This window comes from Planosporangium thailandense, assembly GCF_011947195.1.
Taxonomy (GTDB): Bacteria; Actinomycetota; Actinomycetes; order Mycobacteriales; family Micromonosporaceae; genus Planosporangium; species Planosporangium thailandense.
Window position 1 is genome coordinate 23,912 of sequence record NZ_JAATVY010000011.1, and the last position, 26,073, is coordinate 49,984.

The following is a 26,073-nucleotide window of genomic DNA, read 5'->3' on the forward strand; positions in this document are numbered from 1 at the left end:
TCGACGGCGCTGTCACGACCGGGCGACCGGGCGGTGTACGGCGCCGTCGTGCATGACGAAGTCGACATCGCGGGTGGCGCCGATGTCGTCGAAGGGGTTGCCGGTCAGCGCGATCAGGTCCGCGGTGGCGCCGGGCTGGATCCGGCCGAGGTCGGGCCGTCGCAGCAGGTCGGCGGCGGTGCTGGTGGCGGCACGCAGCGCCCGTAGCGGGGTGATGCCGGTGTGCGCCATGGCGGGGAACTCTTTCCAGTTCTGGTGATGAGGGAACATGCCGGCGTCGGTGCCGAAGGCGACGCGCACGTCGCTGGCGGCGACGTTGTGGGCGCTGTCCCGTAGCTGATCGGCATAGCGGTGGAACTTCTCCCGCTCGGCGGGGTCTTTGCCCTGCCAGTAGTCCTCGTCGTCGAGGTGGTCCAGCGCGTCGAGGACCATGAACTGGGTGGGCACGAGGAACACTCCGCGCTGCTGCATCAGGGACAAGGTCTCGGCGGAGGCGAGGTTGCCGTGCTCGATGGAGCGCACGCCGGCGTGCACGGCGCGGGCGACGCCGTCGTCGCCGTAGGCGTGCGGGGTGCACGGCACGCCCAGGTCGGTGGCGGCGGCCACCAGGGCGTCCATCTCCTGCTGGGTGTAGGTCGTCTCCCCGGGGTCGTCGGTGGGTGTGCCGAACCCGCCGGTGGCACCGAACTTGATCCAGTTCGCGCCGGCGCGGATCTCCTCGCGCACCGCGCGGGTGACCGCGGCGGGACCGTCGGCGAGTACGCCGATCTCGCGCCCGTATTCGGGTGCGAGCAGGGTGGAGATGTCCCCGTGGGCGCCGCGGGCCGAGATCAGGTGCGGGGCCACGAGCATGCGCGGCCCGGTGACCAGGCCGTGGGCCAGGGCGTCGCGGAGGTAGATCGTGATCGGTTCGGCGGCGAAGGTGGCCAGGTCGCGCACCGTGGTGAACCCGCGGTCGAGCAGATCCCGCAGTACCGGCAGGGCCCGCAGGGCGATGACCGGGGCCGGGTCGGCCACGAACGCGGCGAGCAGGGCGGACGGGTCCACCGTGGTGTGGATGTGGCAGTCGATGAAGCCGGGCAGCAGCATGCGGTCGCCGAGGTCGACCACCGGCCCCGCGCCGCGCTCGACCCGGTCGCCGACCTCGGCGATCCGCCCGCCGCGAACCAGGACCTCAGTGTGGCCGGACGGTGTTTCGGCCAGCCCGTCCCAACACCGCTGCGCCACCACCACGGTTTCGGTCGAGGTGTTCGCGGTCATGGCCTCTCCAGGGTTCGTACGCTGGAGAGGTACTTCCCGCTTACGGTTTGATCCAACCTGGCGCCGGGTGCGCGGCACGTCCCGCGACACTGCTGCGCCCGGTAGGGTATGCAGGCCGATGTGACTTCTGAACCGCCGCTGTTGCTCGCCCTGGATCTGACCGGCACCTTTGCCTTCGGGCTCAATGGAGCGCTGACGGCGGTACGCGCCGCCCGGCTCGACGTGGTCGGCGTCGTCGCCCTCGGCATGATCACCGCGCTGGGTGGCGGCGTCATCCGCGATGTCCTCATCGGCTCGATCCCACCCGCCACGTTCCGCGACTGGCGCTACTTCGCCCTCGCCGCCGGCGGCGGGCTGATCGCGTTCGCCCTCAGCAAGCGGCTGCAGCGGCTGGAGACACCGATCACGGTGCTCGACGCGATCGGGTTGAGCGTGTTCGCGGTCATCGGCGCGAGCAAGGCACTGGCCTTCGGGCTCGGGATCGGGCCCGCGGTCCTGCTGGGGGCGGTCACCGGGGTGGGCGGAGGCACGATCCGCGACACCCTCGTCCGGCGGATCCCGTCGGTGCTGCACAGTGACCTGTACGCCATCCCCGCCCTGGTGGGCGCCGCGATCACCGTCGCCACCGCCCGGCTCGGCGTCTACAGCCTGCCGGCCGCGCTGGGAGCCGCGACGGTCTGTTTCCTGATCCGCATGCTCGGCGTGCGCTACGGCCTCGACGCACCCAAACCGCCCGGGACGTCCGGGCAGGACTCGCCCGGCGACGGCGCACAGGAGGAGTGACCCGATGCTCAACCCATGAGCCGACGACCCGCCGAGTCCGCGGCTTCTGCCAACAGAAACCCGGTAGACCGGTGCGCCCTCCGAGGGCAGGGTGGTCGCATGGAACTTCGCATCCAATGCTTATGCGTCGACACGACCGACCCGGCGCGGCTGGCGAGCTTCTGGCAGTCAGCCCTGGGGTGGCGCCGCACGTACGAGCGCGCCGACCAGGTCGTGCTCGAGCCGCCGGACGGCACCCCCGAAGACGGCGTTGTGCCGGACCTCGTGTTCGTACGTGTCCCGGAGGACAAGCTGGGCAAGAATCGCCTGCACCTTGAGCTACGACCGCGAGATCAAGCCGCTGAGGTGGTTCGGCTCGAGGGGCTCGGTGCGCGTCGGGCCGACGTGGGGCAGGGTGCCGACGCCCACTGGGTGGTGATGGCCGACCCGGACGGCAACGAGTTCTGTGTGCTTCGACCGCTCACGCCCGAGGAGCTCGCCGCGGGCTGACCGCCCACAGGGCACGGACACCGCAAGCCCTTCCGCCGGCCGCTGGCACCCTTGCCGACCCTCGCGTTCCGAACCCTAGCCTTTGCGGAGGTCCGGAGCTGGCGACCCCGTCAGGTGTCGACGTGCGGTGTCCCACGCGGCGTGCAGGGCGCGCCGCACGGGAATCGACGACGGCCCGAGGATTCGCGTGAGGAGGCCGGCGTCGAAGGGCAGGGCGCTGACCCCGGCGACGACGTCCTCGCTCTCGTCGAGGCACGCCAGCAGGGCCGCGTGCAGGCCGCGCGTCCGCTCGTGGGGTGCCAGCGCGAAGAAGGCCGCATGTACTCCGTGCACACCCAGACGGGCGGGAGTGTCGGCCCGGTCGTACCCGCCGCCGAACGACAACGTGTCGGCGGCTACCTGTCGGCCGTCGGGGCGGCGGATGCGCGTCGTCGCGTGGTACAGGTCGTACGCGTGCCACTCTCCCCGGGCCACCCGCCCAGGCAGCAGGGTCTCGGCGAGCAGCACCGTCGCCTGCGGATGCGCCGTGAGGTCGAGCTGGCCGACGAACCGCGAGTGACGGTACGGGATGACGGGGTCGGGGAGGTACTCCACGAGACTGCCCGCCCCGGCGGTGAGGTTGACCAGCTGCGCGGCGTAGCCGGACTCCATGCGGTAGATCTTCGTCGCGGCCTGGGTGGTCAGGTGGACCTCCGCGCCCGCACCCACCTCGAAGTCCATCCGGTACCGGTCGCCGGAGAGCATGCCGTCGCCTTGGTGCTGCAGGTAGACGAAGGCCATGCCGGGTCGCCCCGGATCCAGGTAGATGGGGTGGAAGATGTACAGCGGCGTCCGCTGGAACTGCCGGGTCACCCGCGTCGCCCCGGATATCGGCGCGAAGCGCAGGTCGAGCAGCCCGACAGTACGTGGTGGTCCGTCGTCGGCGGCCTCGAGCTGTCGCGTGAGCGCGGCCGGTGGCTGCGGGGCCCATCGGTCGGTGTCGTCGCGTTGCGCGGCTGTCGCGGGGGTCAGCATCGGGACCTGGTCGTCGCCGGCTGCGACAGCATGCCCGCGATGTAGAGGTGTGCGATCACCTCGGCGATCCCGTCGCCGGAGAAGCAGTCGGTGAACACGAACGGGCGTCCGGCCCGGACCGCCCGGGCGTCCCGTTCCAGAACCGACAGGTCCGAGTGGACGTACGGTGCGATGTCGATCTTGTTGATCACCAGGAGATCCGACGCGGTGATGCCGGGCCCACGCTTGCGCGGGATCTTGTCGCCCTCGCCCACGTCGATCACGAAGATGAAGAAGTCCGCCAGCGCTCTGCTGTAGGTCAGGGTCAGGTTGTCCCCGCCCGATTCGAGCAGCACCACGTCGGTGTCCGGGAAGCGGCCGGTCAGTTGGCGGACCGCCTCCAGGTTCATCGTGGGGTCGTCGCGGACGGCGGTGTGGGGGCAGGAACCGGTCTCCACGCCGACGACCTTCTCCGGTGGCAGTACGCCCGACAGCGTCGCCCGCACGTGCTGTGCGTCCTCCTGGGTGAAGATGTCGTTGGTCACCACGACGGGCCGGTGGCCGCTGCCGACGAGGCGGGGCACCAGGGCCTCGATCAGCGCCGTCTTGCCCGAACCGACCGGCCCGCCGATGCCGACCCGTGGCACGGGCCCGCCGAGCCGCCCCAGGCCGGGTGCGCCCAGGTCGGGGTCGGTCGTGTGGTCGTGCCCGGGGTGGCCGGGCCCCGCTCCGCCGAGATCCTGCGCGGTCATCCCGCTTCCCTCTGCCTGTCGTCGGTCAGCTCATGAACAGCCGCAGCGTGGCCTGTTCGTGCCGCATGCTCATGACATCCGCCAGTGGTGTGGAGCTGGACAGGCCATCCAGTCCCGTTTCGCAGGCGCGGCGCACAGTACGGTCGATCACCGGCCCGCACCGGTGCAGTACGGCCTGGGCCACCCGATGGTCAGCCACTCCCAGGCGTACCGCGGCGTTGAGCCAGCCCGCCGTGAACGCGTACAGCTCGGTCGCCACCGAGTGCGGGAGGGGTACCGCGAGCTCGGCGGCGAGGATTCCGGTCACCACCGCGCCGTTGCCCGGCGCCGCGCCGCGGTCCACCAGGCGGGCGTACGCGGTGAGCGCCGGTCCCGCGAACGACCCTACGGTGGTGCCGAGCACGCCGCGTCCGGTCCGCGCGGAGGCCTCGCGCGCCTCCCGGCTCAGCTTCACCGAGCTCAATCGGAGGTCGGCCGTGAGCGCCAACTGTTCGTCGTACCTGTCCGGATCGGGGGATTCGGAGACGGCGCGGTGTGCCCACGCCGAGGCGACGCCGTCCGCGGTGGCGATGCCGTGTTCGAGCTGGTCGGTCAGCAGTGACCACAGGCCGCGAACGCCGCTGCGGGCTGTCACCTCGCCGGACTGGACGAAGGACTCCAGGCCGTGCGAGAGGGTGTAGCGGCCGCTGGGGAACGCCGAGTCCGCCAGCTGCAGGGCCGCGAGGAAGGGCGGGAGGGCGAACCCCTCACCCGGCGCCGCCGGTGCTGCCACGGTCGCCTCACACGATGTAGTACAGCTGGGCCAGCGAAACATGGTCGGCGGGGGGAACGCTGGCCAGCTCCCCGTCGACGTACACCTGGTAGGTCTCCGGGTCGATTTTGATGTCGGGCGTGGCGTTGTTGCGTACCATCTGCTGCTTGCCGATCTCGCGGCAGTTGTGGACGGGCTCGATCCAGCGGTCGAGCTCCAGGGCCTCGGGTACGCCCGCGTCGACGGCCGCCTGCGACATGAAGGTGAGGGAGGTGCGGCCGACCGCCTTGCCCTGGCTTCCGAACACGGGCCGCAGCAGCACCGGCTCGGGCGTCGGGATCGAGGCGTTGGGATCACCCATGATCGACCAGGCGATGAACCCTCCCTTGAGGACGTACTTCGGCTTCACGCCGAAGGTGTTGGACGGCCAGAGCACGATGTCGGCGACCTTGCCTGGCACCAGCGAGCCGACCAGGTGGGCGATCCCATGGGTGATCGCCGGGTTGATCGTGTACTTCGCCAGATAGCGGAGAATCCGGTTGTTGTCGTGCTCCTGCGGGTCCCCGGGTAGCTTCCCGCGCTGTTGCTTCATCTTGTCGGCGGTACGCCACACGGTCGACACCGTCTCACCGATGCGCCCCATGGCCTGCGCATCCGAGGAGTACATCGACAGCACACCCAGGTCCTGCAGCACATCTTCGGCCGCCTCCGTCTCGCCGCGGATCCGTGACTGGGTGAACGCGACGTCCTCGGGGTTCTGCGGGTTCAGGTGGTGCGTGACAGTGATCATGTAGAACAGGTTGTCCGTGGTGTCCGTCGTGTAGGGCCGGGTCGGATTCGTCGAGGACGGGAGGACGTTCGGAAGTGCGGCGATCGCCATGATGTCGGGAGCGTGGCCGCCACCGGCGCCCTCGGTGTGGTACGTGTGGATCGCGCGGCCGTTGATCGCGTCGATGGTGTCCGCCAGGTAGCCGCTCTCGTTGAGCGTGTCGGTGTGGATGGCGACCTGCACCCCGTACATGTCGGCGACGGTCAGCGCGCAGTCGATCACCGACGGGGTGGAGCCCCAGTCCTCGTGCACCTTCAGCCCGCACGTACCCGCCTCGAGCTGCTCCCTCAACGTTCCCGGCCGGCTGCTGTTGCCCTTGGCCAGCAGGCCGATGTTCACCGGCAACGTGGCGGTGGCCTCGAGCATCCGGGCGATGTTGAACGGCCCGGGGGTGCAGGTGGTGCCCTTGGATCCGTCGGCCGGCCCGGTGCCCCCGCCCAGCAGCGTGGTGATCCCGTTGGACAGGGCGTGGGGTATCTGGCCGGGGGTGAGGAAGTGCACGTGCGGGTCGATGCCGCCGGCGGTCGCGATCAGCCCTTCACCCGAGATGACCTCCGTGCCGGCCCCGACGATGAGGCGGGGGTCCACGCCATCCTGGATATGGGGGTTGCCGGAATGGCCGATCCCGGCGATGCGGCCGTCCTTGATGCCGATGTCCGCCTTGACGATGCCGAGGATCGGGTCCATCACCACCGCGGACGTGATCACGGTGTCGAGGGCGCCGTCGTCGTTGCGCACACCGGGTGTCTGGCCCATGCCGTCGCGGGCCGTCTTCCCGCCGCCGTAGACGACCTCTTCGCCCGGGGTAATGAGGTCGTTCTCGACCTGCGCGATGAGCTCCGTGTCGGCCAGGCGGAAGCGGTCGCCGGTGGTCGGTCCGTAGAGCGAGGCGTACGTGCGGCGCGGAATACTGCTCATCGGGAGTCCCCCTGCCGCCCACCCGGGTCGCCCCGGGGCGCTTGCCATTCCCGAGCCCCCCGGTATCCGCGTTCCACGGCTCGACGCATCGCCTGCCGGACGGTGCGTTCGGCGGCGAAGGAGCCGTCGACGATATTGTCGAAGCCGAAGATGCGTTTCATCCCGCCGACCTCCACGAGATCGACGTCCTTCTCGTCGCCGGGCTCGAACCGGATGGCGTTGCCCGCCGGGACGTTCAACCGCATACCGAACGCCCGCGTCCGGTCGAAGTCCAAGGCACGGTTCGCTTCAAAGAAGTGGTAGTGCGAGCCGACCTGGATCGGCCGGTCACCGGTGTTACGCACGCGCAGCGTCACCGTCCGGCGCCCGGCGTTGATCTCGACCGGCTCCTCGGACAACAGCCACTCACCAGGAACCATGACGAGGATCCCTTTCCGCGGCTCACGCAATGGGGTTGGACACGGAGATCAGCTGAGTGCCGGTCCGGAACGTCGCCTCGACCTGCACCAACGTCACCATGGCGGGGACTTCCGGCATCACGTCGTCGCGGGTGAGCACCTGCTTGCCGAGCTCCTGCACCTCCGCCAGGGAACGCCCGTCGCGCGCGGCCTCCAGCAACGCCTCACAGATCAGCGCGATCGACTCCGGAAAGTTGAGCTTGACGCCTCGCTCCTTGCGCCGCCGGGCCAGGTCCGCCACCTGGTAGATCACCAGCTTCTGGATCTCACGCGGGGTGAGCATCATCGAGGAGATCCACGTTTCGGTGCCGGGAGCCGACGTAGTCAGTACGTCCGATCCGTTGTCTCGGTTGGCGGAGCTCTGCTCTTGGCTCATCGAGGCCTCCTTCGAAGGCCAGGCGGCGGACCGGCAGTCCCTCATGCGTCACCCCATCTACCCCTGCCCCGGGTGGTTAACCACGCCCGCGTCATGGCAGGCAGCCGCTCGGAGCGGTACGCACCGTCACACCTGGCGTGGCGCGACGGCGTGACGGTCACCAGCGGGTTGAACCGACGGTGGGTGGGTAGCGGAGCCGGATGGAACTGCGGCCGTCCCGGGCCGGCTGGATCGTGCCAACGGGGCTGCTGCGCGCGGCGACGGCGGTCGCCTGCCTGATGGTGCTGGCGGTCGGCGCCTACCTGGTGACCCGGGTGCTCGGCATGATCATGCCGGTGACCATGGCGGTCGTGGCCGCGCTCCTGCTGGCCGCGCTGATCGGGCCGGGTACCGAACGGCTCAAGCGCGCCGGCGTACCGCCGTGGCTGGCCGCGCTCGGCGGAGTGCTGGGGTTGCTCGTCGCGGTCGGCGGCGCGGTTTTCCTGGTGGGGCAGCGGGCCGTCGCCCAGTTCGGCAGCCTGGGCCGCGAGGTCAGTGCGGGCGTTGTCCGGCTGCGGCAGATGCTCACCCACGGGCCGCTGTCGTTGAGTCAGGAGCAGCTCCACCGGTACACCACCGAACTGTTCACGGCGCTCCGCCGGGGCCTGCCCAGCCCGATCACCGGTGCCGTCACCGCCGTCGAGGTGGCCGGCGCGCTGGTGCTGGCGCTGCTGCTGCTGTTCTTCGGCCTGCGCGACGGTCCGCAGATGTGGTGCTGGCTGGTCGGGCGGCTGCCGCTCGGCGGCCGGCAGCGGGTGGACCGGGCCGGCCGGGCGGGCTGGCACAGCCTCTCGTCGTACATGCGCGGGATCGTCCTGATCGCGGCCGTCGACGCCGCCGGCATCGGGGCCGCCCTGTTCGCGCTGCGAGTGCCGCTCGCGCTGTCGCTGATGCTGCTGACGTTCCTGTCCGCGTTCGTGCCGATCGTGGGCGCGACGGTCGCGGGCGCCGCGGCGACGCTCGTGACGTTCGTGACCAATGGGACCACCGACGCGCTGCTCGTGCTCGCCGCGGTGATCGGTGTGCAGCAGGCCGAGGGGCATCTGCTGCACCCGATCGTGATGCGTCGGGCGGTGCGGCTGCATCCGGTGGTGACGCTGCTGGCGGTCGGCGCCGGCAGCCTGTTCGCCGGGGTGGCGGGGGCGCTCATCGCGGTGCCGGTGTGCGCCTTCGCCTTCCACGCGGTGCGCGGGTACGCAGCCGGACCGGAGGCCGGGGTAGACGTCGGGAGAGAAGCGGCGGACCGAGCGGAGAAGGAGTCGAGGACCGGGCTCGACCGGCGCACCGGCCGAGCCGCCGGTGCCACGGCGCCGGTGCCGCGGCAGCGCGCCGGACCGATCGAACCCACACCCGGTGGGTCCGGCACCGCCGAGCCCCGACAGCCGGCGCACGACCCGCCCAAAGATTGAGCCCCCATTTCCAACCAGGCGACTTCTCCCGGACGCGTCGGCCACCGAGGCGTAATCGCTGGCTGATCGGGCACGGAACTGACAACGCGAGGACGAATTCCGGAAACGGTCATGCTCCTGCCCTCCAGAGATCCTGAACGTGTTGCCGATCCACTCGACGGCGCAGCGCGCGTCGGCCCGGCGAGTATCGACCACGCCTCGCGAGCGGCGGCGTGCCGTAGTAAGCGGGAAGGCGGGCGGTGAACACGGTGGATGTCCGGCTCTCCTGGCGCCACGCCACGAAGCGGTACTTTCTGGTCGGCTTCATCGACGCGAACCTGCGGGGTGCGTCCCAGGTCTTTCTGCAGAACAACCCGGTGACCGGTTTGATCATCCTCGTGGCCGTCTGCTGGGGAGCGGTCAACGCCCAGACGCCACGGGCCGCCATCGGCGCCGCCGTCGGGCTGGTCGTGGGCACCGCCACCGCGTTGGTGCTCAGAGTTCCGCACGCTTCTGTCGGCGACGGGCTGTTCGGCTTCAACCCGCTGCTGACGGGGCTCGCCATCTCGATCTATCTGCGACCCGGCGCGCTCATGTGGATCTACGTGGTGATCGGCGCGGTCGTCACCACCGTGGTGACGCTGGCGATAGGCACGGTCCTCAAGACCTGGAATGTCCCGTCATTGACCTTCCCGTTCGTCCTGACGACCTGGTTTCTGCTGCTGGCCACCTATCAGTTCGCCTGGCTCAGGAACGGCGCGCTCGGCCAGCCGGTCCTGCCGCACAGCCTTGACCCGAGAGCCACCCGGGTCCATGTGACCGGCGCCTTCCTGACACCGAGCATGCTCAAAGACGTCTCCGAGGTGTTCCTGATCGGAAACTGGGTGACCGGCGTGCTCATCCTGGTCGCGCTGGCGGTCAATTCGCTATGGGCGGCCGGCGCGGCCATCGCGGGCGCCGTGGTGAGCACGCTCCTCGCGCTGTGGTTCGGCGCCAGCGCCGGTGTTGTCGCCGGCGGCCTGTACGGGTTCAGCGCGGTGCTCACCGCCGTCGCGTTGGGGGGCGTCTTCTACCACCCGTCCCGACGGCTCGTGCTGTACGCGCTGTTCGGCATCGTCTTCACCGTCGTCATCCAGGCGGCGCTCGGCACCGCGCTGGCACCGGTCGGCATTCCCGCGCTCACGGCGCCGTTCGTGTTCGCGACCTGGCTGTTCCTGTTGCCCAAACGTGACCTGGTCCCGACCGCGCACCGCGAGCTGCCCGAGCACGACGTGATCAAGACCAGGTGACCCACTGCCGCTGCACAGGGGTGCGGACGTACCGACGAAGCCCGACCGGCCGGCGGACGCGACACCGGCCGGGCTCGGCCGGGACTAGTAGATCATCTGCATGACGTCGCGGACCCTGGTCAGGGTCTGGTCGGCGATCCCGCCCGCGCGGGCATTGCCGTCGGCCAGGACGCCACGCAGATACTCGGGGTCGCGGGCCAGTTCGGCGCGGCGCCGCCGCAGCGGCCGCAGGTGCTCGTTGACCGCTTCGGTGACGACCGCCTTGAGCGCTCCGGCTCCCCGGTCACCGATCTCGTCGGCCAGGTCAACAGGGGAGCGACCGGCGCAGAGGGCGGCGGTGAGCAGCAGGCTGGCGACCTCCGGGCGGTTGTCGGGGTCGTAGGTGACGGTCCGCTGGCTGTCGGTCTTGGCCCGGCGGATGAGCGCGGCCGTGCGGTCTTCGGTGTCGCGCAGTTCGATGGCGTTGCCGCGGCTCTTGCTCATCTTGGTGCCGTCGGTGCCGAGCAGCAGCGGGGCCGGGCTCAGCAACGCCTCCGGCTCCCGGAAGACCTGCTGCCCGGCGGCGTAGCGCTGGTTGAAGCGGCGGGCGATGAGCCGGGTCAGCTCCAGGTGGGGGAGCTGGTCGCGGCCGACCGGTACCAGGTTGCCGCCGCAGAACAGGATGTCGGCGGCCTGGTGCACGGGGTACGTGAGCAGCAGGCCGCTGGTCGACCGGCCGCCGGTGGCCTCCGCCTCGGCCTTGACGGTCGGGTTGCGCTGGAGCTCGGCGACGGTGACCAGGCTCAGAAACGGCAGCAGCAACTGGTTGAGGGCCGGCACCGCGCTGTGGGTGAAGATGGTCGCCCGCGCCGGGTCGATGCCGGCGGCGAGGTAGTCCAGCAGCAGCTCCCGGACGTTGCCGGTCAGGTTGCCGACGCTGTCGCGGTCGGTGATGACCTGGTAGTCGGCGATCAGGACGAACACGTCGACCCCGGCGGTCTGCAGGCGCACGCGGTTGGCGAGGGTGCCGAGGTAGTGCCCGAGGTGCAGGGCACCGGTGGGCCGGTCGCCGGTCAGCACCCGAAACCGCTCCGGGTGTTCGAGGATCTCGGTTTCGAGCTGCGCGCTGCGCGCGGCGGCCGTGGTGAAGGGTTCGTCGACGGTGCTGGTCACGGTGGGTCTCCACAGGGTTGGAGAGCCGCCTTCAGCGCCGCCCGCGACGAACGATCAGGTGTGTCCTTCGCTGCCGAGCTGCCCGAAGGCAGCTCGAGACAGGGTCAGGTCACGGCCGCCAGACGGGCGACCGCCACCAGGTGCGCGAAGAGAGCAACACGGAGTCGAGTATATCGGCGCGACTAGGTCTCGTCTCGGTGCTGCCGCGACGTCAGGGGCCCTTGTCGAGGCCGAAGTTGTGGTACCAGTGGCCGCCGGAGGGCGCGGTGTCGAACAGGACCGGTGCGACACCGTTGCCTTCCAGATCGTTTTCGTACACCCGTCCGGACTCGCAGGTGCCGCTGCCGGTGACGTGCAGGCCGTGGGTCTGGGTCTGGTGGGGCTGGCTGTCCCAGACCCGGTTGCTGTGGATGGTGGGGCGGTAGGTGGCCGCCGCCAGTGTGATGCCGGCCCTGACGGTGGGGGAGTCGGGTATCCGGTACCGGGCGCCCGGTACCGGGGTGCCTTCCGGCCAGGCCGTCGTCGCGCCGGGACGGCGCGGCGCGAGGGTGAGCTCGGTGGCGCTGTTGCCCATGACGATGGCCTGCTGGCCGCCGGCTGTGATCCACTTGCCGCGATGGCCGTCGGGCCGCCAGTCGGCGGCGGTGTCGACCAGCGACCGCGGGGTGTAGGACACCGTCCGCCCGCCGCCGGCCGATCTGGGCTCGGCGCGCCGGCCGTTGTCGCGCACCCGGTTGTCGGTCACCGACGGGTCGGACAACAAGGAGTCGATGAGGATGCCGTCGAGGGCGTTGTCCCAGAACTCGTTGCATTCGACGACCAGGTTGGCGGCGGATACCTGGGCGCCCCCGGCGAGGTTGTGCTGCCAGTACCCGTAGCGGCCGTTGCGGCTGATCCGGTTGCCGAAGAAGTTGTACGGGCCGGGGGTGTTGCCGACCGCGACCCCGTCCCAGCAGTTGTCCTCGATCACGCAGCCGGTCACGATACCGCCGCGCCCGGCGACGTGGGTGGTGCCGAGCGCCGAGACGTCGTAGCCGGCCTGATGGTTGGCGATCATGGTGCAGGCGGAGACGACGAGCCCGTCGGCGCCCCAGTCGGAGATGCCGAATCGGTTGCCTTCGGCGTGGCAGCCGATGACGCGGATGCCGCTGGGCGGAGCCCAGTCCCGTTGCTGCAGTTCGAAGAAGACCCCGTTGGTGCCGTTGCGCACGGCGGTGCAGGCGGTGATGGTCAGCCGCTCGGTGGCTCCCCAGCCGCCGATGCCGATGCCGAGGCCGGCGCCGCCCATCCACTCGTAGTTCTCCAGCCGCCCGCAGTGCACGACGAGCAGGTTGTCGACGAACGTGTCCTGCAGGAAGTCGCAGCCGAAGCCGGTGGCGGGAGTGTCGTGGATGTACAGGTCGTGGAAGCGGCCGCGCAGCACGTACTGCAGCCCGAGCCCCTTGGCGAGCACGTTGTAGGAGGGCAGGATGACGCCCGAGCCGTCGATCTCGAAGTGCGCGAAGGTGCAGTCGGCGAGGTGATTGTCACGATCGGCCCCGTGCTCGCGCGCGGTGAAGTAGGCCAGCGGTGTGGGGGACGTGATCCTTCCCGGGTTGGACAGCGCAAACCGGGTGGCGCGGGCGCCGGCGCCGATCAGCGACACGCCGCTTCGCCAGACGGTGCCTTCGTCGCGGATCGAGTACGCCCCCGACGGGCAGTAGATGGTGCGGGGCTGACCGTCGGCGGCGTAGGCGGCGCCGAGCCGATCGACCAGCCGCTGCAGCGCCGGCTGGTCGTTGGTGGTCCCGTCACCGGCCAGACCGTGCGCGCGGGCGTTGTAGACGAACGGGTCCGCGGCCCAGACATCGGCAACCGCCGCCGCCCGGTTCGTTCTTGGGGTCGTAATGGCGTCATGGCGGGCAGGATTAGCGGGCGGTTCCTGGCTGTTCACCGTCCCCGGAGAGCCCGCGGTGGCGCGGCCCGTTGGATCCATGCCTTGAGGCGAACGCATCAGGTTCTCCTACGTACGGAGCCGGCCAGCGCTGGCCGTGGTGACTTCCGCATCAGCGCGTCAACCGGCCCGTCCGAGAAACGTGCCGTCGGAAGACGCGGCGTCTTCGGTAGCCGACGACCTTCGACGGCAGCGACAGCACAGGCCGAACAACGCAATCGGCACGCCGCGCTGAGGCCGTTGTCGATCGGGTAAACCGCTGCTGTGTGTGATTCCCCCGTGGGCGGGTTGAGAACGCAGATCAACGGCCTGATTTGGATGGGCAGCCGACCTGAGGCTGAGCAGCGCGGGCGCAGAGGTTGTCTGCGCGCACGGGAGTAGCGTGGGGGCGAGTGCTCATCATCAAGGCCGGGAGGCGGTGAGCGCGTCGGCCAACGGCCTGCGAACGCGCCGGAGCGGCGACGTGCCGGGAACCGTAGCGGGGCCGGCGTGAACCTGCGCTACCCGGCGGTGCGCACGTACGCCGGCCCGTTGCGGCGGCTGGCCGGCGCCGGGCGTCGGGCGCTGCGGACACTGGCCGCCGGTGCGTGGCCGTTGCTGCACCAGACCGCCGCCGCTACGGTGGCGTGGATCATCGCCCGGCACCTCGTGCTCCACCACCAGCCGTTCTTCGCGCCGATCGCGGCCGTCGTCGCGCTCAACGCGGCGCTGGGCGAACGCGGACTGAACGCGCTGCGGCTGCTGCTCGGGGTGGTCGTCGGGATCGTGACAGCCGAGCTGGCGATCGGTGTGCTGGGCGGCGGCTACGGAACCCTGGCGCTCGCCACCTTCGTCGCCATGGCGATCGCCCGGGCGCTGGGCGGCGCCCGCATCGTGATGGCCCAGGCGGCCGCCAGCGCGATCCTCACCGTCGCCGTCGCGAACGGCGAGGTCGGCGCGCAGCGGCTGGTGGATGCGCTGATCGGTGCCGGCGTGGCGCTGGTGTTCAGTCAGCTGCTGTTCTCCCCGGAGCCGGTCGCGCTGGTGCGCCGCGCCGAGGCGGCGGCGCTGGCCGAAATGGCCGACGGACTCGAGCTCACCGCCCGGGCGCTCGACCGCAACGACGACACGGTGGGGGAGCAGGCGTTGGGCCGGCTACGTGACCTGCGCGACCACCTGTCCGAACTCGGCCGGACAAGACATGCCAGCAGCCGGGTGGTCCGGCACTCCGTGGTGTGGCGTTCGCGGAAGGCGCCCGTCGTACGCGAGAACGAGAACGCCGGACACCTCGACCTGCTCGGCGGCAGCTGCCTGATGCTCACCCGTACCGCCATGGGCGTCGGCCCGGGTGAGCGCCGCAGGCTGGTGCCGAGCGTGCGGGAACTGGCCGGGGCGCTCGCCGCGCTGGCGAAGAAGCCGGGCGATCGCTCGACCCGCCAGCACGCGGCCGATCGCGCGCTCGAAGCCTCCCGCCACCTCGTCGACCACGACACGCCATCGGGCTCGGCGCTCGCCGCCGCGACCGTGGCGGTGCGGATGGTCGCCGCCGACGTCATGGTGTTCGCCGGTGTCGAACCGGAACGGGCCGGCGAGGCGTCCAGGGAGGGCGCCGGGGACCTGAAAGTCCCCGCCCCGCCGTCGACCCCCGGTACGCCGTTCGGCGTGAACCGCTGGAGGTCAACGAGGTGAGCGTGCCCTGCCGGCGATGGTCCACACCGGCCCGCGCGATCATGCGGTCCGCTGTGGAAGTCCGGACGGCGGCCAGCCCCCGGGACCGGAACTGCCGGCCGGGTACGTCAGCAGCGGCACCTCGTCGGCGTGCCAGGCGGCGAGCACCGGTTCGATGATGCGCCAGCAGTCCACGGCGGTGTCCCCGCGTACCGACAGCGTCGGGTCGCCCTCGAGGACCCCCTTGAGCACCTCGCCGTACTCCGGCAACTCCCCGGGGCCGAACTCCGCCTCCAACGTCACCAGGTCGATGCGCCTCGGGTCGCCGGGGCCGTTGATGTTGAGGTCGAGGCGGAGCCGGTCCGGGCCGAATCCGATGCCGAAGCGCAGCCGGTCCGGCCGGTCGCAGCCGGCCAGGCCGGTGGGTACCCGCGGCGGCGGCTGGAAGGTGATCCCGATCTCCTTGCGTGGCGGGCTGAGCGCCTTGCCCGACCGCACCCGGAACGGCACCCCGGCCCACCGCCAGGTGTCGACCGTGAGTACCACCTCGGCGAGCGTCTCGGTCCGGCTGTCGGACGGGACGCCCGCCTCGTCGGCGTAGGACGGCAGCCGGTGGCCGTCGATCTCACCCGCGGTGTACCGCGCCCGGCGGCTGTAGGCGACCGGGTCGTCGCGCCACACCCGGGTGGCGCGCAGCGTCTGCGCCTTGCGGTCGCGCAGGTCGCGAGCCTGCAGCGTCGGCGGGGGCTCCATCGCCACCAGCGACAGCACCTGCAACAGGTGGCTCTGGACCATGTCGACCAGCGCGCCCGCGCCGTCGTAGTAGCCGGCCCGGCCCTCCAGCCCGAGGCTCTCGTCGAAGACGATGTCGACGCTCGCGACGTGCTGGTTGCCGAGCACGGGCTCGAGGATCCGGTTGGCGAACCGCGCGCCCACCACGTTGAGCACCGTCGACATGCCCAGGAAGTGGTCGACCCGGTACACCTGGTCTTCGGGTACCAGCCGGGTCAGCAGGTCGTTGAGCGCCCGCGCGCTGGCCGCGTCGGTGCCGAACGGCTTTTCCATCACCAGCCGGGTGCCCTCGGGCAGGCCGATACCGGTCAGCACGTGGCAGGCCCGCTCGGTCACCGGTGGCGGCAGTGCGAAGTAGATGATCGGCCGGCCGCGGCAGGCGCCCAGCAGCCGCCGCAGGTCGGTCTCCGCGGTGACGTCGGCGCGCAGGTAGCGGGCGCCCGTCGCGACGGCCTCAACCTCGGGGCCGGTGGCGCGTGCGGCCGCGAACGAGTCGGCGACGCGTTTGCGCCAGCGGTCGTCGCTCCAGTCGTCCATGCCGCTGCCCAGCAGCGACAGCCCCTTACCCCGGCCGGTGGCCAGCAGCCCGCCGAGGCCGGGCAGCAGCAGTCGCGCGGTCAGGTCACCGCTCGCGCCGAAGATCAGCAGCGTCTGCTCAGCGGAGCCACCGGTCGGCGGGTGCGGCACGGTCATGCGGGCGTTATGCCCCGGCGGTACGCCCCGTATGCGGCCGGCGGCTATCGGGCGCGGTTGTGTTCGGCGGCGATCCGGGTCTCGAGCCTGGTGAGGCGGTCGAGCACGTCCTCGATGTCGTGCCTGGTCGCGGTGCGCTCGGCGGGTTTGAGCGTGACCATCAATTGGCCGCTCGGCTCGATGACCCCGGTGGCCACGTCGGCGAGGTCGTCGCCGTGCTGCATCCGGACCGCGTGCGCGATCTCCTCCGGCCGCAGCGCGAGCCGCCGCATCTCCCGCATGACCGGTCTGCCATCGGCGATCACGGTCGTCGGGGTGCCCTCGAGCACCCTGGCCGCCCGACCGCTGTGCGCGATCAACCAGTTGAGGGCGTTGCTGGTGGCGACGAGCGTGACGGCGCCGATCGCCCCTCCGGAGAAGCTGGTGTCGTTGCCGATCACCGCGTTCTGCACGACGTTGGACAGCAGGAAGAGGACCGTGAAGTCGAGCGTGTTGAGCTGGGCGAGGCCCCGCTTTCCCGTCAGCCGGAACAACAGCACGATCGTCGCGTACACCAGGATCGTGCGCAGGACCTTCTCGAGTACGGGAACCTGGACGGCAAACATGTCACGCCACATGCGGTGCCCTCCGCGACAGGTCGGTGCGCTCCGTGGGTACGCGTACAAGTTTGACTCTGTGGCAGGCGTCTGCGGCACGTCGGCCCACCCTCCCGTCGCGGTGGTGAGGGGCGCCGCCGTCGGTTCGATGCCATCGCCGTAGGGAATGGATCGGTTGTCGCACTCAGGAGGCGAGAATGCGGGCGTTTCTGATCGCCGTGGGCGTCGTCGGGGTTGTGTTGATCCTGCTGGGTCTGTTCCTCGAGGCCGTCAAGTGGCTGATCATCATCGGTTTGGTGGCGTTGGCGGTGTCGATCGTGTTGGGCGTGGTCAAGGTCCGTCGTTCCGTTGATTAGCCGGCACAGTTCAACGGTTTGCCGGAGAGTACTCGCCGGCTGCGTCGGGCGGCCGGCTTCTCGCCCGGGCCGTCGTGCGGTTGTGGACGGCGACCGGGATCCCGTGCCGAGCCATGTCGTGGGCCAGGTCGGGGCACGTCACCGCCAGACCCCCGGCAGTGCTCAGGTGGCGTGCCGGCGCTCGGGCATTCGGCCCGTGTCGCTGCCGTCCGCGCGACCGTCTTCGCAAACCGGCGCGGGCGTACCGGCCGGCGGATGGTGGACGAGTGCGCGGGCCCGCTCCGCCACGATCCGCAGCGGCAGTCCGAGCGCTGTCGCAGCCGCGGCGACGTCGTCGTGTTCGGGTTTGGCGCCCCACGGACCGTGTTTGATGCGGATCGGGTGCCCGTCGAGGTCGACCGTGCTGGTACGCCGGGACAGCGCGAGCCGCTCGACCGGGAGGCGGCGCAGACCCAGGCTGCCGGTCTCCTCCAGGACGATGCGCTCGCACGCGGCGGCCCGGTCCGGGCCGACCAGCACCTGCACGGTATGGGCGGGTCGGCCCTTCTTCATCACGATCGGTACCAGCCAGGCATCGGCGGCGCCGGCGGCGAGCAGTCGGTCGACCAGGTGGCCGAGCACCTCGCCGGTGACGTCGTCGACATTCGTCGCCAGCAGGTGCAGCGCGTCGACCGCCCCGATGGGGTCGCCCAGCAGCGCCTGCAGCACGTTGGGCCGGCCCTCGACCTCCCGGCTGCCCGCGCCGTACCCGACGGTGTGCACGGTCATCGGCGCAACCGGCCCGAATCGGGCGCGTGCGGCCAGCAGAAGTGCCGCGCCGGTCGGTGTGACCGTCTCCCCGGCCGTGCCGGCCGGAACGACCGGGGCGCCGGCTCGCGCCAGCAGCGCCGCGGTCGCGGGCGCCGGTACGGGGAGCGTGCCGTGCCGGGTCCGTACCGTCCCGGCGCCGAGGCCGAGCGGGCCACTGTGCACGTCAGTGATCCCGAGCAGGTGCAGCGCCGCGGCCACGCCGACGGTATCGACGACGGTGTCGGTTCCGCCGACCTCGTGCAGGCGCACCCTGTCAACCTCGACGCCGTGCACATCCGCCTCCACGTCGGCGATGGCCCGCACAGCCCGCGTGGCGAGGGCCGCCACGGGCTCGGGCCGGGCCCGCCCGACGATCTCCAACAGCTCGACGGCCCGGCGGCCGGTCGCGTTGTCGCAGACGGTGACCACCGCCCGCGTCGCGGCCAGACCGCCCCGCGTGACCTCGATCCGTGCCAGGTCCCACCCGTCAATGCCGGCGCTGCGTATCGCGGCGCGTACGCCGTCCAGTGGGGCGCCCAGCCTCAGCAGCGCGCCCAGGAACATGTCGCCGGAGATACCGCTGAACGGGTTGAGCCAACAGATCATCGGCGGGCCGCCATCCGGTAGGCGGCGATCGCGGCGCCGAACCCCGAGTCGATATTGACGACGACCACCCCCGGTGCGCACGAGGACAACATCGCCAGCAGCGCCGTCACCCCGTCCAGGGCCGCGCCGTACCCCACCGAGGTCGGCACGGCGATGACCGGGCACGCCACGAGGCCGCCGATGACGCTGGGCAGCGCGCCTTCCATCCCCGCGATGCAGATCACCGCGCCTGCGCCGGACAGCGGCCCGCGTTCGGCCATCAGCCGGTGCAGCCCGGCGACCCCGACGTCGCTGATGCGGTGCACCGACAGCCCGACCGCGCCGGCCACGCCGGTCGCCTCGGCGGCTACCCCGCCGTCCGCGGTCCCGGCCGAGACGACGGCCACGTCGAACCCCACCGGCTCGGCCCGGTGCCAGACCAGCAGCCGGGCAGCGGCATCGTATTCAGCGTCCGGGACCGCCCGGCACACCTCGCTCGCCACCGGTTGCTCGATCCGGGTCACCAGTACCGGGCCGGTGTTGGCTCGCAGCAGGCTGCGTACGACGCCGGTGATCTGCTCCGGGGTCTTGCCCGGTCCGTAGACGACCTCCGGTAGGCCCAGCCGCGCCTCCCGGTCGGTGTCCGGGCGGGCCCAGCCCAGGTCGTCGAAGCCTCGTCCGTTGCTGATCAACCCCGCGCGGGCGTAGCTGTCCGTGGAGTGATTCACGCTCGGTCCAGGTAGGTCATCGAGAAGGCGCCCGACTGGATGCCGGCCAGATCGACCGCCGCGTACCGGAACCCGGCTGACGTGACGGCTCGCTGTACCGCCTGGCGCAGCGGCTCGGTGACGGCTCGCGGCAGATCGGCGGGCGGAAGCTCGATCCGGGCGACGTCGCCGTGGTGGCGCACCCGAAGGTCGGCGAAGCCGAGCCGGCGCAGCGCCGCCTCGGCGGCCTCGATCTGGCCCAGCTTCTCCGGCGTCACCTCGTCGAAGTGGGGAATCCGGGAAGCGAGGCAGGGACTGGCCGGCTTGTCCGCGCACGGCAGCCCGAACGCCCGGGCGATGCTGCGCACCGCGGCCTTGTCCAGGCCGGCGTCCGCGAGCGGGCGCAGCACCGCGTGGGCCGCGGCGGCCCGCGCGCCGGGACGGTCGGGCCGCCGCGCGTCGTCGGCGTTCTCCCCGTAGGCGACCGCGGCGAGGCCGTAGCGGTTCACCAGGTCGTCGGCGATCCGGGTGAACAGCTCGTCCTTGCAGTGGAAGCAGCGGTCGGGATGGTTGCGGCGGTACTCGGGGCGCTCGCCTTCCCGGGTGACCACTTCCCGCACGCGTACCCCGAGGCCGGCGGCGATGTCGTGCGCGGCGGAACGTTCGGCGGCGGCGAGGCTGGGCGAGACCCCGAGGATCCCCAGTACCTGGTCGGGCCCCAGCGTCCGGGCGGCCAGTGCGAGCAGAGTCGAGGAGTCGACCCCGCCGGAGAAGGCCACGCCGAGCGGCGCGGTGCCGGCCAGCAGCGCCGCCACCCGGTCGGCCGCCTCCCGGTCGGCTCCCGACAGTTCGGGGTCCGGGCGGATCGAGGTTTGCGGCGGGGTCATGTCGTCCCCCTCAGCGGCCGCGCCGGCAGGGCTTCCTCCAAGTGTGCACCTGTCGCGCGGGGGCGGCGGGGCTCACCGTGCGGCTTCACGGACCATGCGGTTGGCGTCGGTGCGCGTGATCGCCGTTGCTTGGAGGAGTTCACCGGCGATGGTGCGCACGACGGCGACGACCGCGGTGCCGGACAGCCCGAGCCCCGCCCGGCATGCGTCGCCGGCCTGGCAGACGGCGGTCAGGGTTCGGTGGCGCGCCCGGTGCGGCTCTCGGCCGGCGATGAAGTCTTCGTCCAGCTCGCGGAGCGCCAGGCCGAGGTTGTGTACCGCTTCGGGTAGCAGGGGCGGAAGTTTCTCGCCGTCGACGATGAGGGAGATCGACCTGCGGGTGAGACCGCGGCTGGCCAGCACCGCCCGGTCGAGATGCTCCGCGCCCTCGCTGTACTGCTGAAGCGAGTCGCGCCAGTGACGCCGTTGCGGGGAGAACCGCACCACCTCCTGGGCGCCCTGCACGGCGTCGGAGAGCCGCGCCAGCTCATCACCCATGTCCCGCAGCTCCTGCAGCGCCTTCTCGGCCCCGGAGGCGTCGTGGTCTGCCAGCGCTCGTCCCGTCGCGGTCAGCTGCGCCGCCAGCTGTTTCAAGGCGGGAGCGGCGGCCTTGTGCACGATCCGTAGCGGGTTCAGCGGGAAAAGTACGATCACCACCAGCAGCCCGATCATGCCGCCGGTCACGGCATTGGCCAGCTGGGTCGCGGCCACCCCGGACGCGGTCGTCGGCGCTACCGCGGAGACCAGCACCGCCGTTCCGCCGGCCTGTGTGACGAGACCGCCGTGGCCGGTCAGCGCGATGGCGAGCAGGATCGTGGCGGTGACGATGAGACCGGTCTGCGCCGCTCCGTGTCCGACGAGCGCGAGGAACGCGTTCGCGATCGCGATGCCGAGCCCCACGCCGGCGATGAGTTCGACGACCCGGCGGAGCCGCTGGCCCACCGCGCCGGCCACGGTACCGACGGCGGCGATCGGCGCGAAGACCGGATTGTGGGTACTGATCCCGATCCTGCCCGCCACGATCCAGGCCAGGCCGGCCGCGATTCCCGCTTGAACGGCCAGCACCGAGTACATGGCCAGCTGTCGCCTTCGGTCCCGTTCGGTGGTCCGGGTCCGGTGCCGCCAGCTGTCGAGCACCTTCTCGACCCGCGTGGCGTACGGGCCGCCGGGGACTCTCGCCGCGGACTCCCGCCGCAATCGTTTCAGCTTGCCCATGGCAGATGGCATCCCCCCGGCCGCGGCCGGCAAATCCGACCACTCCGCCGAATACGAGTGCGATGCGCAACCGCGCCCGGTGCGTCCCGGTGTCCGCGGTACGACAGCGGGTATCGGGCCGGCATGAAACTCGGATACACCCTGTCCTGCGAGGAGTACGGGCCCGCCGAGCTGATCGAGCAGGCCAAGGCCGCCGAGCGGGCCGGCTTCGAGGCGCTGTGGATCTCCGACCACTTCCACCCCTGGTCCGATGCGCAGGGGCAGAGCCCGATGGTCTGGCCGATGATCGGTGCGCTCAGCCAGGTCTGCGCGCTGCCGATCACCACCGCGGTGACCTGCCCGATCATGCGGATCCACCCGGTGATCATCGCTCAGGCGGCGGCGACCAGCGCGGTGCTGACCGGCGGGAAGTTCGTCCTCGGCGTGGGTACCGGCGAGGCGCTCAACGAGCACATCCTCGGCGACCACTGGCCGTCGACCGATGTGCGCCTGGCCATGCTCGACGAGGCCGTCGACCTCATCCGTCGACTGTGGACCGGCGAGTTCGTCAACCACCACGGCGAGTACTACGTCGTCGAGCAGGCCAGGATCTACACGCTGCCGGACCAGCCGCCCAAGATCTACGTGTCCGGGTTCGGGCCCAAGTCGGTCGACGTGGCCGCGCGGATCGGTGACGGGTACGTCTCCACCAAGCTCGAACCGCAACTGGTGCAACGGTTCCGCGACCACGGCGGTGGCGCGAAGCCCGCGCAGGGCGGCTTCAAGGCGTGCTACGCGTCCTCCCGGGAGGACGCGCTGCGGATCGCCTTCGACAAGTGGCGCAAGCAGGGGCTGCCGGGCGAGCTGTCGCAGGTGCTGCCGTCGCCGCGACACTTCGAGCAGGGGAGCACGCTCGTCGAGCCGGACATGGTCGCCGATCAGTTCGCGCTCGGCCCGGATCCGGCCGCGCACGTGGCGAAGATCGAACAGTTCGCCGACGCCGGCTACGACGAGGTGTACGTCGCGAGCATCGGCCCGCACCACCGCGAGCTGTGCGAGCTGTACGCCCGGGAGGTTGTGCCGCGGGTACGCCGCCGGGAGCCGGTCCGCGCCTGACAACGCGCGGCACCCGGGCGGCCGCCCGTACGGGTCTCATCTCGGGCGCTGGGTGACCGGCTTCGCCGGCGTCGCGGCACCGCCCGGAGCCGGCGGCACCTCGGCGGCGCGGCGCTGCGCCAGCTCGGTGACCATCCCGCGCAGCACCTTCTCGGTGATCGGGTAGGCGAGGATGATGAGGATCGCCAAGGCGACGAAGGCGGCGGTGAGCGCCCCGGCACCGAGCCTGATCGTGGTGATCGCGCCTCTGGGCTGGACCCTGGCTCCGGCGATGTAGCCGCCGAGCCCGAGGGCGTACGCCGCAGCGGCTCCGCCGACGCCCTGCCCGACCTTGCGGGTGAAGGAGAGCACCGAGTAGATCGTGCCCTCGGCGCGGACGCCGGTCCGCCACTCGCCGTAGTCCACGGTGTCGGCTTCCATCGCCCAGATGATGGTGTTGATGGTGCCCAGGCCGAGGCCGAGCACGGCGAAGCACACGATGCCGATCACCGGGACCGACCCCGGCGCAACGGCGAGAGCGACCCCGCCCACGACGGTTACGACGCCGCCCAGGATGTAGACGGTCTTCTTGCCGACCGACTCCACGGCCTTCGGAGCGAGGGCCGCCGCCGCGATCATGCCGACCGTCTGCGCCACGGTCAGGACGACGTAGTAGCCGCCGCTGCCGAGCACGTCGCGGGCGTAGTACACGGCGAGCGTCTGCAGCGTGAACATCCCGCCGAGAAACAGCAGGCCCGACAGCGACAGCAGGATCAGCGGCCGGTTGTGCCCGAGCATGGCGAGGCTCTCGCGCAGACCGACCTTCTCCTCCTCGCGCTGCACCTGCTCGAGCGAGGTGAAGAAGCACCACAGGTACAGCCCGAACCCGACGACGAGGAAGATCGCCATGAGGATCGTCAGGGATCGTTGCAGGTTGTTCGAGGTCTGGATCAGCGGCGCGACGATCGCCGCCAGCGCCAGGATCGTCAGGTTCGAGCTGACGACCCGGGAACTGGACAGCCGGCTGCGCTCGTCCGGGTCCTGCGTCATCGCCGCGGCGAGCGACCCGTAGGGAATGTTGACGAAGCTGTAGGACAGCCCCCAGAGCGTGTAAGTGACGTAGGCGTAGACGAGCTTGCCGGTCGTGCTGAGCCCGCCGGGCACCGAGAACAGGGCCACGCCGAGAAACAGCAACGGTAGCGAGCCGAACAGCAGGTAGGGGCGGAACTTGCCCCACCGGGTCGAGGTCTTGTCGACCTCCGGCCGGCGAGCAGGTCGGTGACGCCGTCCCAGACCCGGACCAGCAGGAACAGGGTGCCGACGGCAGCGGCGGAGATGCCGGCGACGTCGGTGTAGTAGAACAGCAGGAACATCGACGCCATCGAGAAGACGAGGTTGTTCGCGGCGTCACCGGCGCCGTAGCCGAGGTACTGATTCAGGCCGAGCTTCTTCATTCCGGCTCCCGCGCGATTTCCGGCTCCCGCGCGCGACGGGCGGATCGTCAGGGCGACCCGCGCCACCGCCGACGCAGCAGATGGGCGGCGGCCTTGGGGTGGCGGTCGCGGGTGAAGACGCCCTTCCGGTTGCCGCCGACGCGCATGATCGTGACCGAGGTGGCGAAGTCGGCGAAGTTCCAGACGTGCTCGCCGACCACCGCGTCGACGCGGTCGAACACCCGGTGGTACATCGCGAGCAGTTCGACCTGGTACTCCTCGGTCCACGGCACCGCGACGACGCTGTGCAGGCCGGCCACCGTGTCGGCGCCGTACTCGGTCATGATGATCGGCTTGCCGTACCTGTCCGCCCAGGTGCTGAGCTCGACCTCCAGGTCGCGCTCGGCGGCGGGCAGGTCGCCGGTGTCGGTGTACCAGCCGTAGTAGCGGTTGAGCATGAGCACGTCGAACAGGTCGGAGAGCACGTCCCGGTCGGGGGTGGCGACCAGGACGTTGGCGAACGCCACCGGCCGGGTCGGATCCAACCGCCGGGCCTCGGCAACCAGCGGTTCGAAGTAGGCGCGGGACGCGGGAGTCCACGACTCGGGCTCGTTGGCGATGCTCCAGATCACGACACTGGGGTGGTTCTTGTCGCGGGCGACGAGCTCGCGGATCGCCTGCCGGTGCACCTCCCGCGTGGCGTCGTTGACCGTGTCCGGCGAGAACGTCGTGAACGACGTCTTGGCGAGGGTGGCGCCGAGTTGGGCGTTGAGCCCGACGGCGGCAGTCTCGTCGATGACGACGAGGCCGTGCCGGTCGGCGTAGTCGAGGACCTCCTCGGCGTACGGGTAGTGGGAGGTGCGGAACGAGTTGGCGCCGATCCAGTCCAGCAGGGCGAAGTCGTGGACCAGGAACACGTCGTCGTGGCCCTTGCCGCGTACCGGGGTGTCCTCGTGCTTGCCGAAACCCCGGAAGTAGAACGGCTCGCCGTTGATGAGGAACCGGGTGCCGGACACGTCGACGGTGCGGATGCCGACCGGCAGCGGGTACACGTCGACCGGCCCCTCGCCGTCGCGCCACAGCTCCACGGTGAAGGTGTAGAGGTAGCCCTCACCCGGCCGCCACGGGTGCACGTCGGCGACGGTCAGCTCACCCGCGGCTCCGGTGGCCCGCGCGACCTCGGTACCCGTGGCGTCGGCGAGCCCGACGCGCACCTCGGTCCCGTCGGCGCCCGCCGTCTCGACCTCGTAGCCGACGGTGCCTGCGGTACCGGACAGGCCGGTGACGACGGTGACATCTCGCACGTACGCGGTCGGGGTCGTGTACAGCCACACCGTCCGGTGGATACCGGCGTAGTTGAAGAAGTCGTGGAAGTACCACTGGCGCGGGCCCTCGGGAGTCTGATCGACGTAGCCCGGTGGGATCGACTGCCAGGTCAGCACGTTGTTGACGACGGCGGTGACCCGGTTGTCCGCGCCGAACTCCACGACGTCGGTCACGTCGGCCTCGAACGGGGTGTAGCCGCCCTCGTGCTCGACGACCTGCGTGTCGTTGACCCACACCACGGCCCGGTGGGTCGCCGATCCGAAGCGCAGCACGATCCGCTGGCCGGCCCACCGGTCCGGCACCCGCACCAGGGTCTGGTACCACACGTCGCCGACGTGGTCGTGAACGCGGGCATCGGCGAACAGGTCGTTGTAGCTCGCCGGCACGGGCGCTTCCCGGGCGCCGGGCAGTGGGCCGCGCCACCAGCCCTCGCCCCGGCCGACACCGTCGGCGTCGAGGGCGAATCGCCACAGCCCGTCGAGCGACCGGCGTTCCCGGGTGGGCGTCTCGCGGGGTTCGAGCAT

The 26,073-nt window shown here is 71.1% G+C and carries 24 protein-coding genes and 1 pseudogene; 7 read left to right on the plus strand and 18 right to left on the minus strand.

Annotated elements, in window-relative coordinates; genetic code table 11:
• Positions 1-12 precede the first annotated feature (12 nt).
• Complete coding sequence (locus tag HC031_RS16635; RefSeq protein ID WP_167926241.1) at positions 13-1,260, minus strand: metal-dependent hydrolase family protein; 1,248 nt, start codon at positions 1,258-1,260, stop codon at positions 13-15.
• 120 nt (positions 1,261-1,380) lie between these two features.
• On the opposite strand from HC031_RS16635, the gene HC031_RS16640 reads away from it, so the two are divergent.
• A complete protein-coding gene (locus HC031_RS16640) occupies positions 1,381-2,043 on the plus strand; it encodes a TRIC cation channel family protein (RefSeq protein ID WP_167926242.1) in 663 nt (220 codons plus the stop codon).
• Between the two features lie 99 nt (positions 2,044-2,142).
• Positions 2,143-2,532 carry a VOC family protein gene (locus HC031_RS16645; protein WP_167926243.1) on the plus strand — a complete coding sequence of 130 codons (390 nt, stop codon included), beginning with the start codon at positions 2,143-2,145 and terminating at the stop codon, positions 2,530-2,532.
• A 75-nt stretch (positions 2,533-2,607) separates the two neighbouring features.
• On the opposite strand, the gene HC031_RS16650 is transcribed toward HC031_RS16645, so the two are convergent.
• The 6 genes from HC031_RS16650 to HC031_RS16675 are packed head-to-tail and all read right to left on the minus strand — an operon-like array spanning position 2,608 to position 7,609.
• Positions 2,608-3,546: an urease accessory protein UreD gene (locus HC031_RS16650; RefSeq protein ID WP_167926244.1), complete on the minus strand. Its 939-nt coding sequence runs from the start codon at positions 3,544-3,546 to the stop codon at positions 2,608-2,610.
• On the minus strand, positions 3,540-4,277 hold the full coding sequence (gene ureG / locus HC031_RS16655) for an urease accessory protein UreG (protein ID WP_167926245.1): 738 nt from the start codon (positions 4,275-4,277) through the stop codon (positions 3,540-3,542). Before ureG ends, HC031_RS16650 begins: the two co-directional genes overlap by 7 nt.
• A 25-nt stretch (positions 4,278-4,302) precedes the next feature.
• Positions 4,303-5,049 carry an urease accessory UreF family protein gene (locus tag HC031_RS16660; RefSeq protein ID WP_205862837.1) on the minus strand — a complete coding sequence of 249 codons (747 nt, stop codon included), beginning with the start codon at positions 5,047-5,049 and terminating at the stop codon, positions 4,303-4,305.
• Positions 5,050-5,056: 7 nt separating this feature from the next.
• Positions 5,057-6,775: an urease subunit alpha gene (gene ureC / locus HC031_RS16665; protein ID WP_167926247.1), complete on the minus strand. Its 1,719-nt coding sequence runs from the start codon at positions 6,773-6,775 to the stop codon at positions 5,057-5,059.
• On the minus strand, positions 6,772-7,194 hold the full coding sequence (gene ureB, locus HC031_RS16670; protein ID WP_167926248.1) for an urease subunit beta: 423 nt from the start codon (positions 7,192-7,194) through the stop codon (positions 6,772-6,774). The genes ureC and ureB overlap by 4 nt, the downstream gene beginning before the upstream one ends.
• A 22-nt stretch (positions 7,195-7,216) precedes the next feature.
• Positions 7,217-7,609, minus strand: a complete 393-nt coding sequence (locus HC031_RS16675; protein WP_476704270.1) for an urease subunit gamma — start codon at positions 7,607-7,609, stop codon at positions 7,217-7,219.
• A gap of 200 nt (positions 7,610-7,809) precedes the next feature.
• Here HC031_RS16675 and HC031_RS16680 point away from each other — a divergent pair, with 200 nt between their 5' ends.
• A complete protein-coding gene (locus HC031_RS16680) occupies positions 7,810-9,057 on the plus strand; it encodes an AI-2E family transporter (RefSeq protein ID WP_167926249.1) in 1,248 nt (415 codons plus the stop codon).
• A gap of 239 nt (positions 9,058-9,296) precedes the next feature.
• Positions 9,297-10,325: an urea transporter gene (gene yut, locus HC031_RS16685; protein WP_205862838.1), complete on the plus strand. Its 1,029-nt coding sequence runs from the start codon at positions 9,297-9,299 to the stop codon at positions 10,323-10,325.
• An 84-nt stretch (positions 10,326-10,409) separates the two neighbouring features.
• On the opposite strand, the gene trpS is transcribed toward yut, so the two are convergent.
• Both trpS and HC031_RS16695 read right to left on the minus strand, forming a co-directional pair.
• On the minus strand, positions 10,410-11,477 hold the full coding sequence (trpS, locus tag HC031_RS16690) for a tryptophan--tRNA ligase (RefSeq protein WP_338090693.1): 1,068 nt from the start codon (positions 11,475-11,477) through the stop codon (positions 10,410-10,412).
• 211 nt (positions 11,478-11,688) lie between these two features.
• Entirely contained in the window at positions 11,689-13,452 is a 1,764-nt protein-coding gene (locus tag HC031_RS16695) for a right-handed parallel beta-helix repeat-containing protein (protein WP_167926250.1), read from the minus strand.
• Positions 13,453-13,899: 447 nt separating this feature from the next.
• Here HC031_RS16695 and HC031_RS16700 point away from each other — a divergent pair, with 447 nt between their 5' ends.
• Positions 13,900-15,078: an FUSC family protein gene (locus tag HC031_RS16700; RefSeq protein WP_167926251.1), complete on the plus strand. Its 1,179-nt coding sequence runs from the start codon at positions 13,900-13,902 to the stop codon at positions 15,076-15,078.
• A 39-nt stretch (positions 15,079-15,117) separates the two neighbouring features.
• Here the strand turns inward: HC031_RS16700 and HC031_RS16705 are convergent, their stop codons facing one another.
• Together HC031_RS16705 and HC031_RS16710 are read right to left on the minus strand one after the other, a co-directional pair.
• A complete protein-coding gene (locus HC031_RS16705; protein ID WP_167926252.1) occupies positions 15,118-16,542 on the minus strand; it encodes a glucose-6-phosphate dehydrogenase in 1,425 nt (474 codons plus the stop codon).
• Positions 16,543-16,586: 44 nt separating this feature from the next.
• On the minus strand, positions 16,587-17,147 hold the full coding sequence (locus tag HC031_RS16710; RefSeq protein ID WP_205862839.1) for a DUF421 domain-containing protein: 561 nt from the start codon (positions 17,145-17,147) through the stop codon (positions 16,587-16,589).
• A 188-nt stretch (positions 17,148-17,335) separates the two neighbouring features.
• Here HC031_RS16710 and HC031_RS16715 point away from each other — a divergent pair, with 188 nt between their 5' ends.
• On the plus strand, positions 17,336-17,494 hold the full coding sequence (locus tag HC031_RS16715; RefSeq protein ID WP_167926254.1) for a hypothetical protein: 159 nt from the start codon (positions 17,336-17,338) through the stop codon (positions 17,492-17,494).
• A gap of 162 nt (positions 17,495-17,656) precedes the next feature.
• On the opposite strand, the gene larC is transcribed toward HC031_RS16715, so the two are convergent.
• The 4 genes from larC to HC031_RS16735 form a co-directional block, all read right to left on the minus strand.
• Positions 17,657-18,889, minus strand: a complete 1,233-nt coding sequence (larC, locus tag HC031_RS16720; RefSeq protein WP_167926255.1) for a nickel pincer cofactor biosynthesis protein LarC — start codon at positions 18,887-18,889, stop codon at positions 17,657-17,659.
• Entirely contained in the window at positions 18,886-19,596 is a 711-nt protein-coding gene (gene larB / locus HC031_RS16725) for a nickel pincer cofactor biosynthesis protein LarB (RefSeq protein WP_205862840.1), read from the minus strand. Before larB ends, larC begins: the two co-directional genes overlap by 4 nt.
• Positions 19,593-20,462 (minus strand): ATP-dependent sacrificial sulfur transferase LarE, encoded by an 870-nt coding sequence (larE, locus tag HC031_RS16730; RefSeq protein WP_167926256.1) that lies wholly within the window; start codon positions 20,460-20,462, stop codon positions 19,593-19,595. The genes larB and larE overlap by 4 nt, the downstream gene beginning before the upstream one ends.
• Before the next feature lie 72 nt (positions 20,463-20,534).
• On the minus strand, positions 20,535-21,716 hold the full coding sequence (locus HC031_RS16735) for an FUSC family protein (protein ID WP_167926257.1): 1,182 nt from the start codon (positions 21,714-21,716) through the stop codon (positions 20,535-20,537).
• 123 nt (positions 21,717-21,839) lie between these two features.
• Here HC031_RS16735 and HC031_RS16740 point away from each other — a divergent pair, with 123 nt between their 5' ends.
• Positions 21,840-22,811, plus strand: coding sequence for a TIGR03557 family F420-dependent LLM class oxidoreductase (locus HC031_RS16740; RefSeq protein WP_167926258.1), 972 nt, complete (start codon positions 21,840-21,842; stop codon positions 22,809-22,811).
• A 36-nt stretch (positions 22,812-22,847) separates the two neighbouring features.
• On the opposite strand, the gene HC031_RS16745 is transcribed toward HC031_RS16740, so the two are convergent.
• The 3 genes and pseudogenes from HC031_RS16745 to uidA all read right to left on the minus strand — a co-directional run bounded on the left by HC031_RS16745 (position 22,848) and on the right by uidA (position 26,073).
• Positions 22,848-24,083, minus strand: a complete 1,236-nt coding sequence (locus tag HC031_RS16745) for a glycoside-pentoside-hexuronide (GPH):cation symporter (RefSeq protein ID WP_167926370.1) — start codon at positions 24,081-24,083, stop codon at positions 22,848-22,850.
• Positions 24,062-24,244: pseudogene (locus HC031_RS34795) on the minus strand (MFS transporter); the annotation flags it as partial. The gene HC031_RS16745 and the pseudogene HC031_RS34795, both read right to left, overlap by 22 nt.
• A gap of 47 nt (positions 24,245-24,291) precedes the next feature.
• Positions 24,292-26,073: a beta-glucuronidase gene (uidA, locus tag HC031_RS16750; protein ID WP_167926259.1), complete on the minus strand. Its 1,782-nt coding sequence runs from the start codon at positions 26,071-26,073 to the stop codon at positions 24,292-24,294.

Bases quoted from the DNA above. Each gene is read 5' to 3' on its own strand.
- HC031_RS16635 (WP_167926241.1), bottom strand. From the start codon at position 1,260: ATGACCGCGAACACCTCGACCGAAACCGTGGTGGTGGCGCAGCGGTGT.
- HC031_RS16645 (WP_167926243.1), top strand. From the start codon at position 2,143: ATGGAACTTCGCATCCAATGCTTATGCGTCGACACGACCGACCCGGCG.
- HC031_RS16650 (WP_167926244.1), bottom strand. From the start codon at position 3,546: ATGCTGACCCCCGCGACAGCCGCGCAACGCGACGACACCGACCGATGG.
- ureG (WP_167926245.1), bottom strand. From the start codon at position 4,277: ATGACCGCGCAGGATCTCGGCGGAGCGGGGCCCGGCCACCCCGGGCAC.
- ureC (WP_167926247.1), bottom strand. From the start codon at position 6,775: ATGAGCAGTATTCCGCGCCGCACGTACGCCTCGCTCTACGGACCGACC.
- ureB (WP_167926248.1), bottom strand. From the start codon at position 7,194: ATGGTTCCTGGTGAGTGGCTGTTGTCCGAGGAGCCGGTCGAGATCAAC.
- HC031_RS16675 (WP_476704270.1), bottom strand. From the start codon at position 7,609: ATGAGCCAAGAGCAGAGCTCCGCCAACCGAGACAACGGATCGGACGTA.
- HC031_RS16680 (WP_167926249.1), top strand. From the start codon at position 7,810: ATGGAACTGCGGCCGTCCCGGGCCGGCTGGATCGTGCCAACGGGGCTG.
- HC031_RS16695 (WP_167926250.1), bottom strand. From the start codon at position 13,452: ATGGATCCAACGGGCCGCGCCACCGCGGGCTCTCCGGGGACGGTGAAC.
- HC031_RS16705 (WP_167926252.1), bottom strand. From the start codon at position 16,542: ATGACCGTGCCGCACCCGCCGACCGGTGGCTCCGCTGAGCAGACGCTG.
- HC031_RS16710 (WP_205862839.1), bottom strand. From the start codon at position 17,147: ATGTTTGCCGTCCAGGTTCCCGTACTCGAGAAGGTCCTGCGCACGATC.
- HC031_RS16715 (WP_167926254.1), top strand. From the start codon at position 17,336: ATGCGGGCGTTTCTGATCGCCGTGGGCGTCGTCGGGGTTGTGTTGATC.
- larC (WP_167926255.1), bottom strand. From the start codon at position 18,889: ATGATCTGTTGGCTCAACCCGTTCAGCGGTATCTCCGGCGACATGTTC.
- larE (WP_167926256.1), bottom strand. From the start codon at position 20,462: ATGACCCCGCCGCAAACCTCGATCCGCCCGGACCCCGAACTGTCGGGA.
- HC031_RS16735 (WP_167926257.1), bottom strand. From the start codon at position 21,716: ATGGGCAAGCTGAAACGATTGCGGCGGGAGTCCGCGGCGAGAGTCCCC.
- HC031_RS16740 (WP_167926258.1), top strand. From the start codon at position 21,840: ATGAAACTCGGATACACCCTGTCCTGCGAGGAGTACGGGCCCGCCGAG.
- uidA (WP_167926259.1), bottom strand. From the start codon at position 26,073: ATGCTCGAACCCCGCGAGACGCCCACCCGGGAACGCCGGTCGCTCGAC.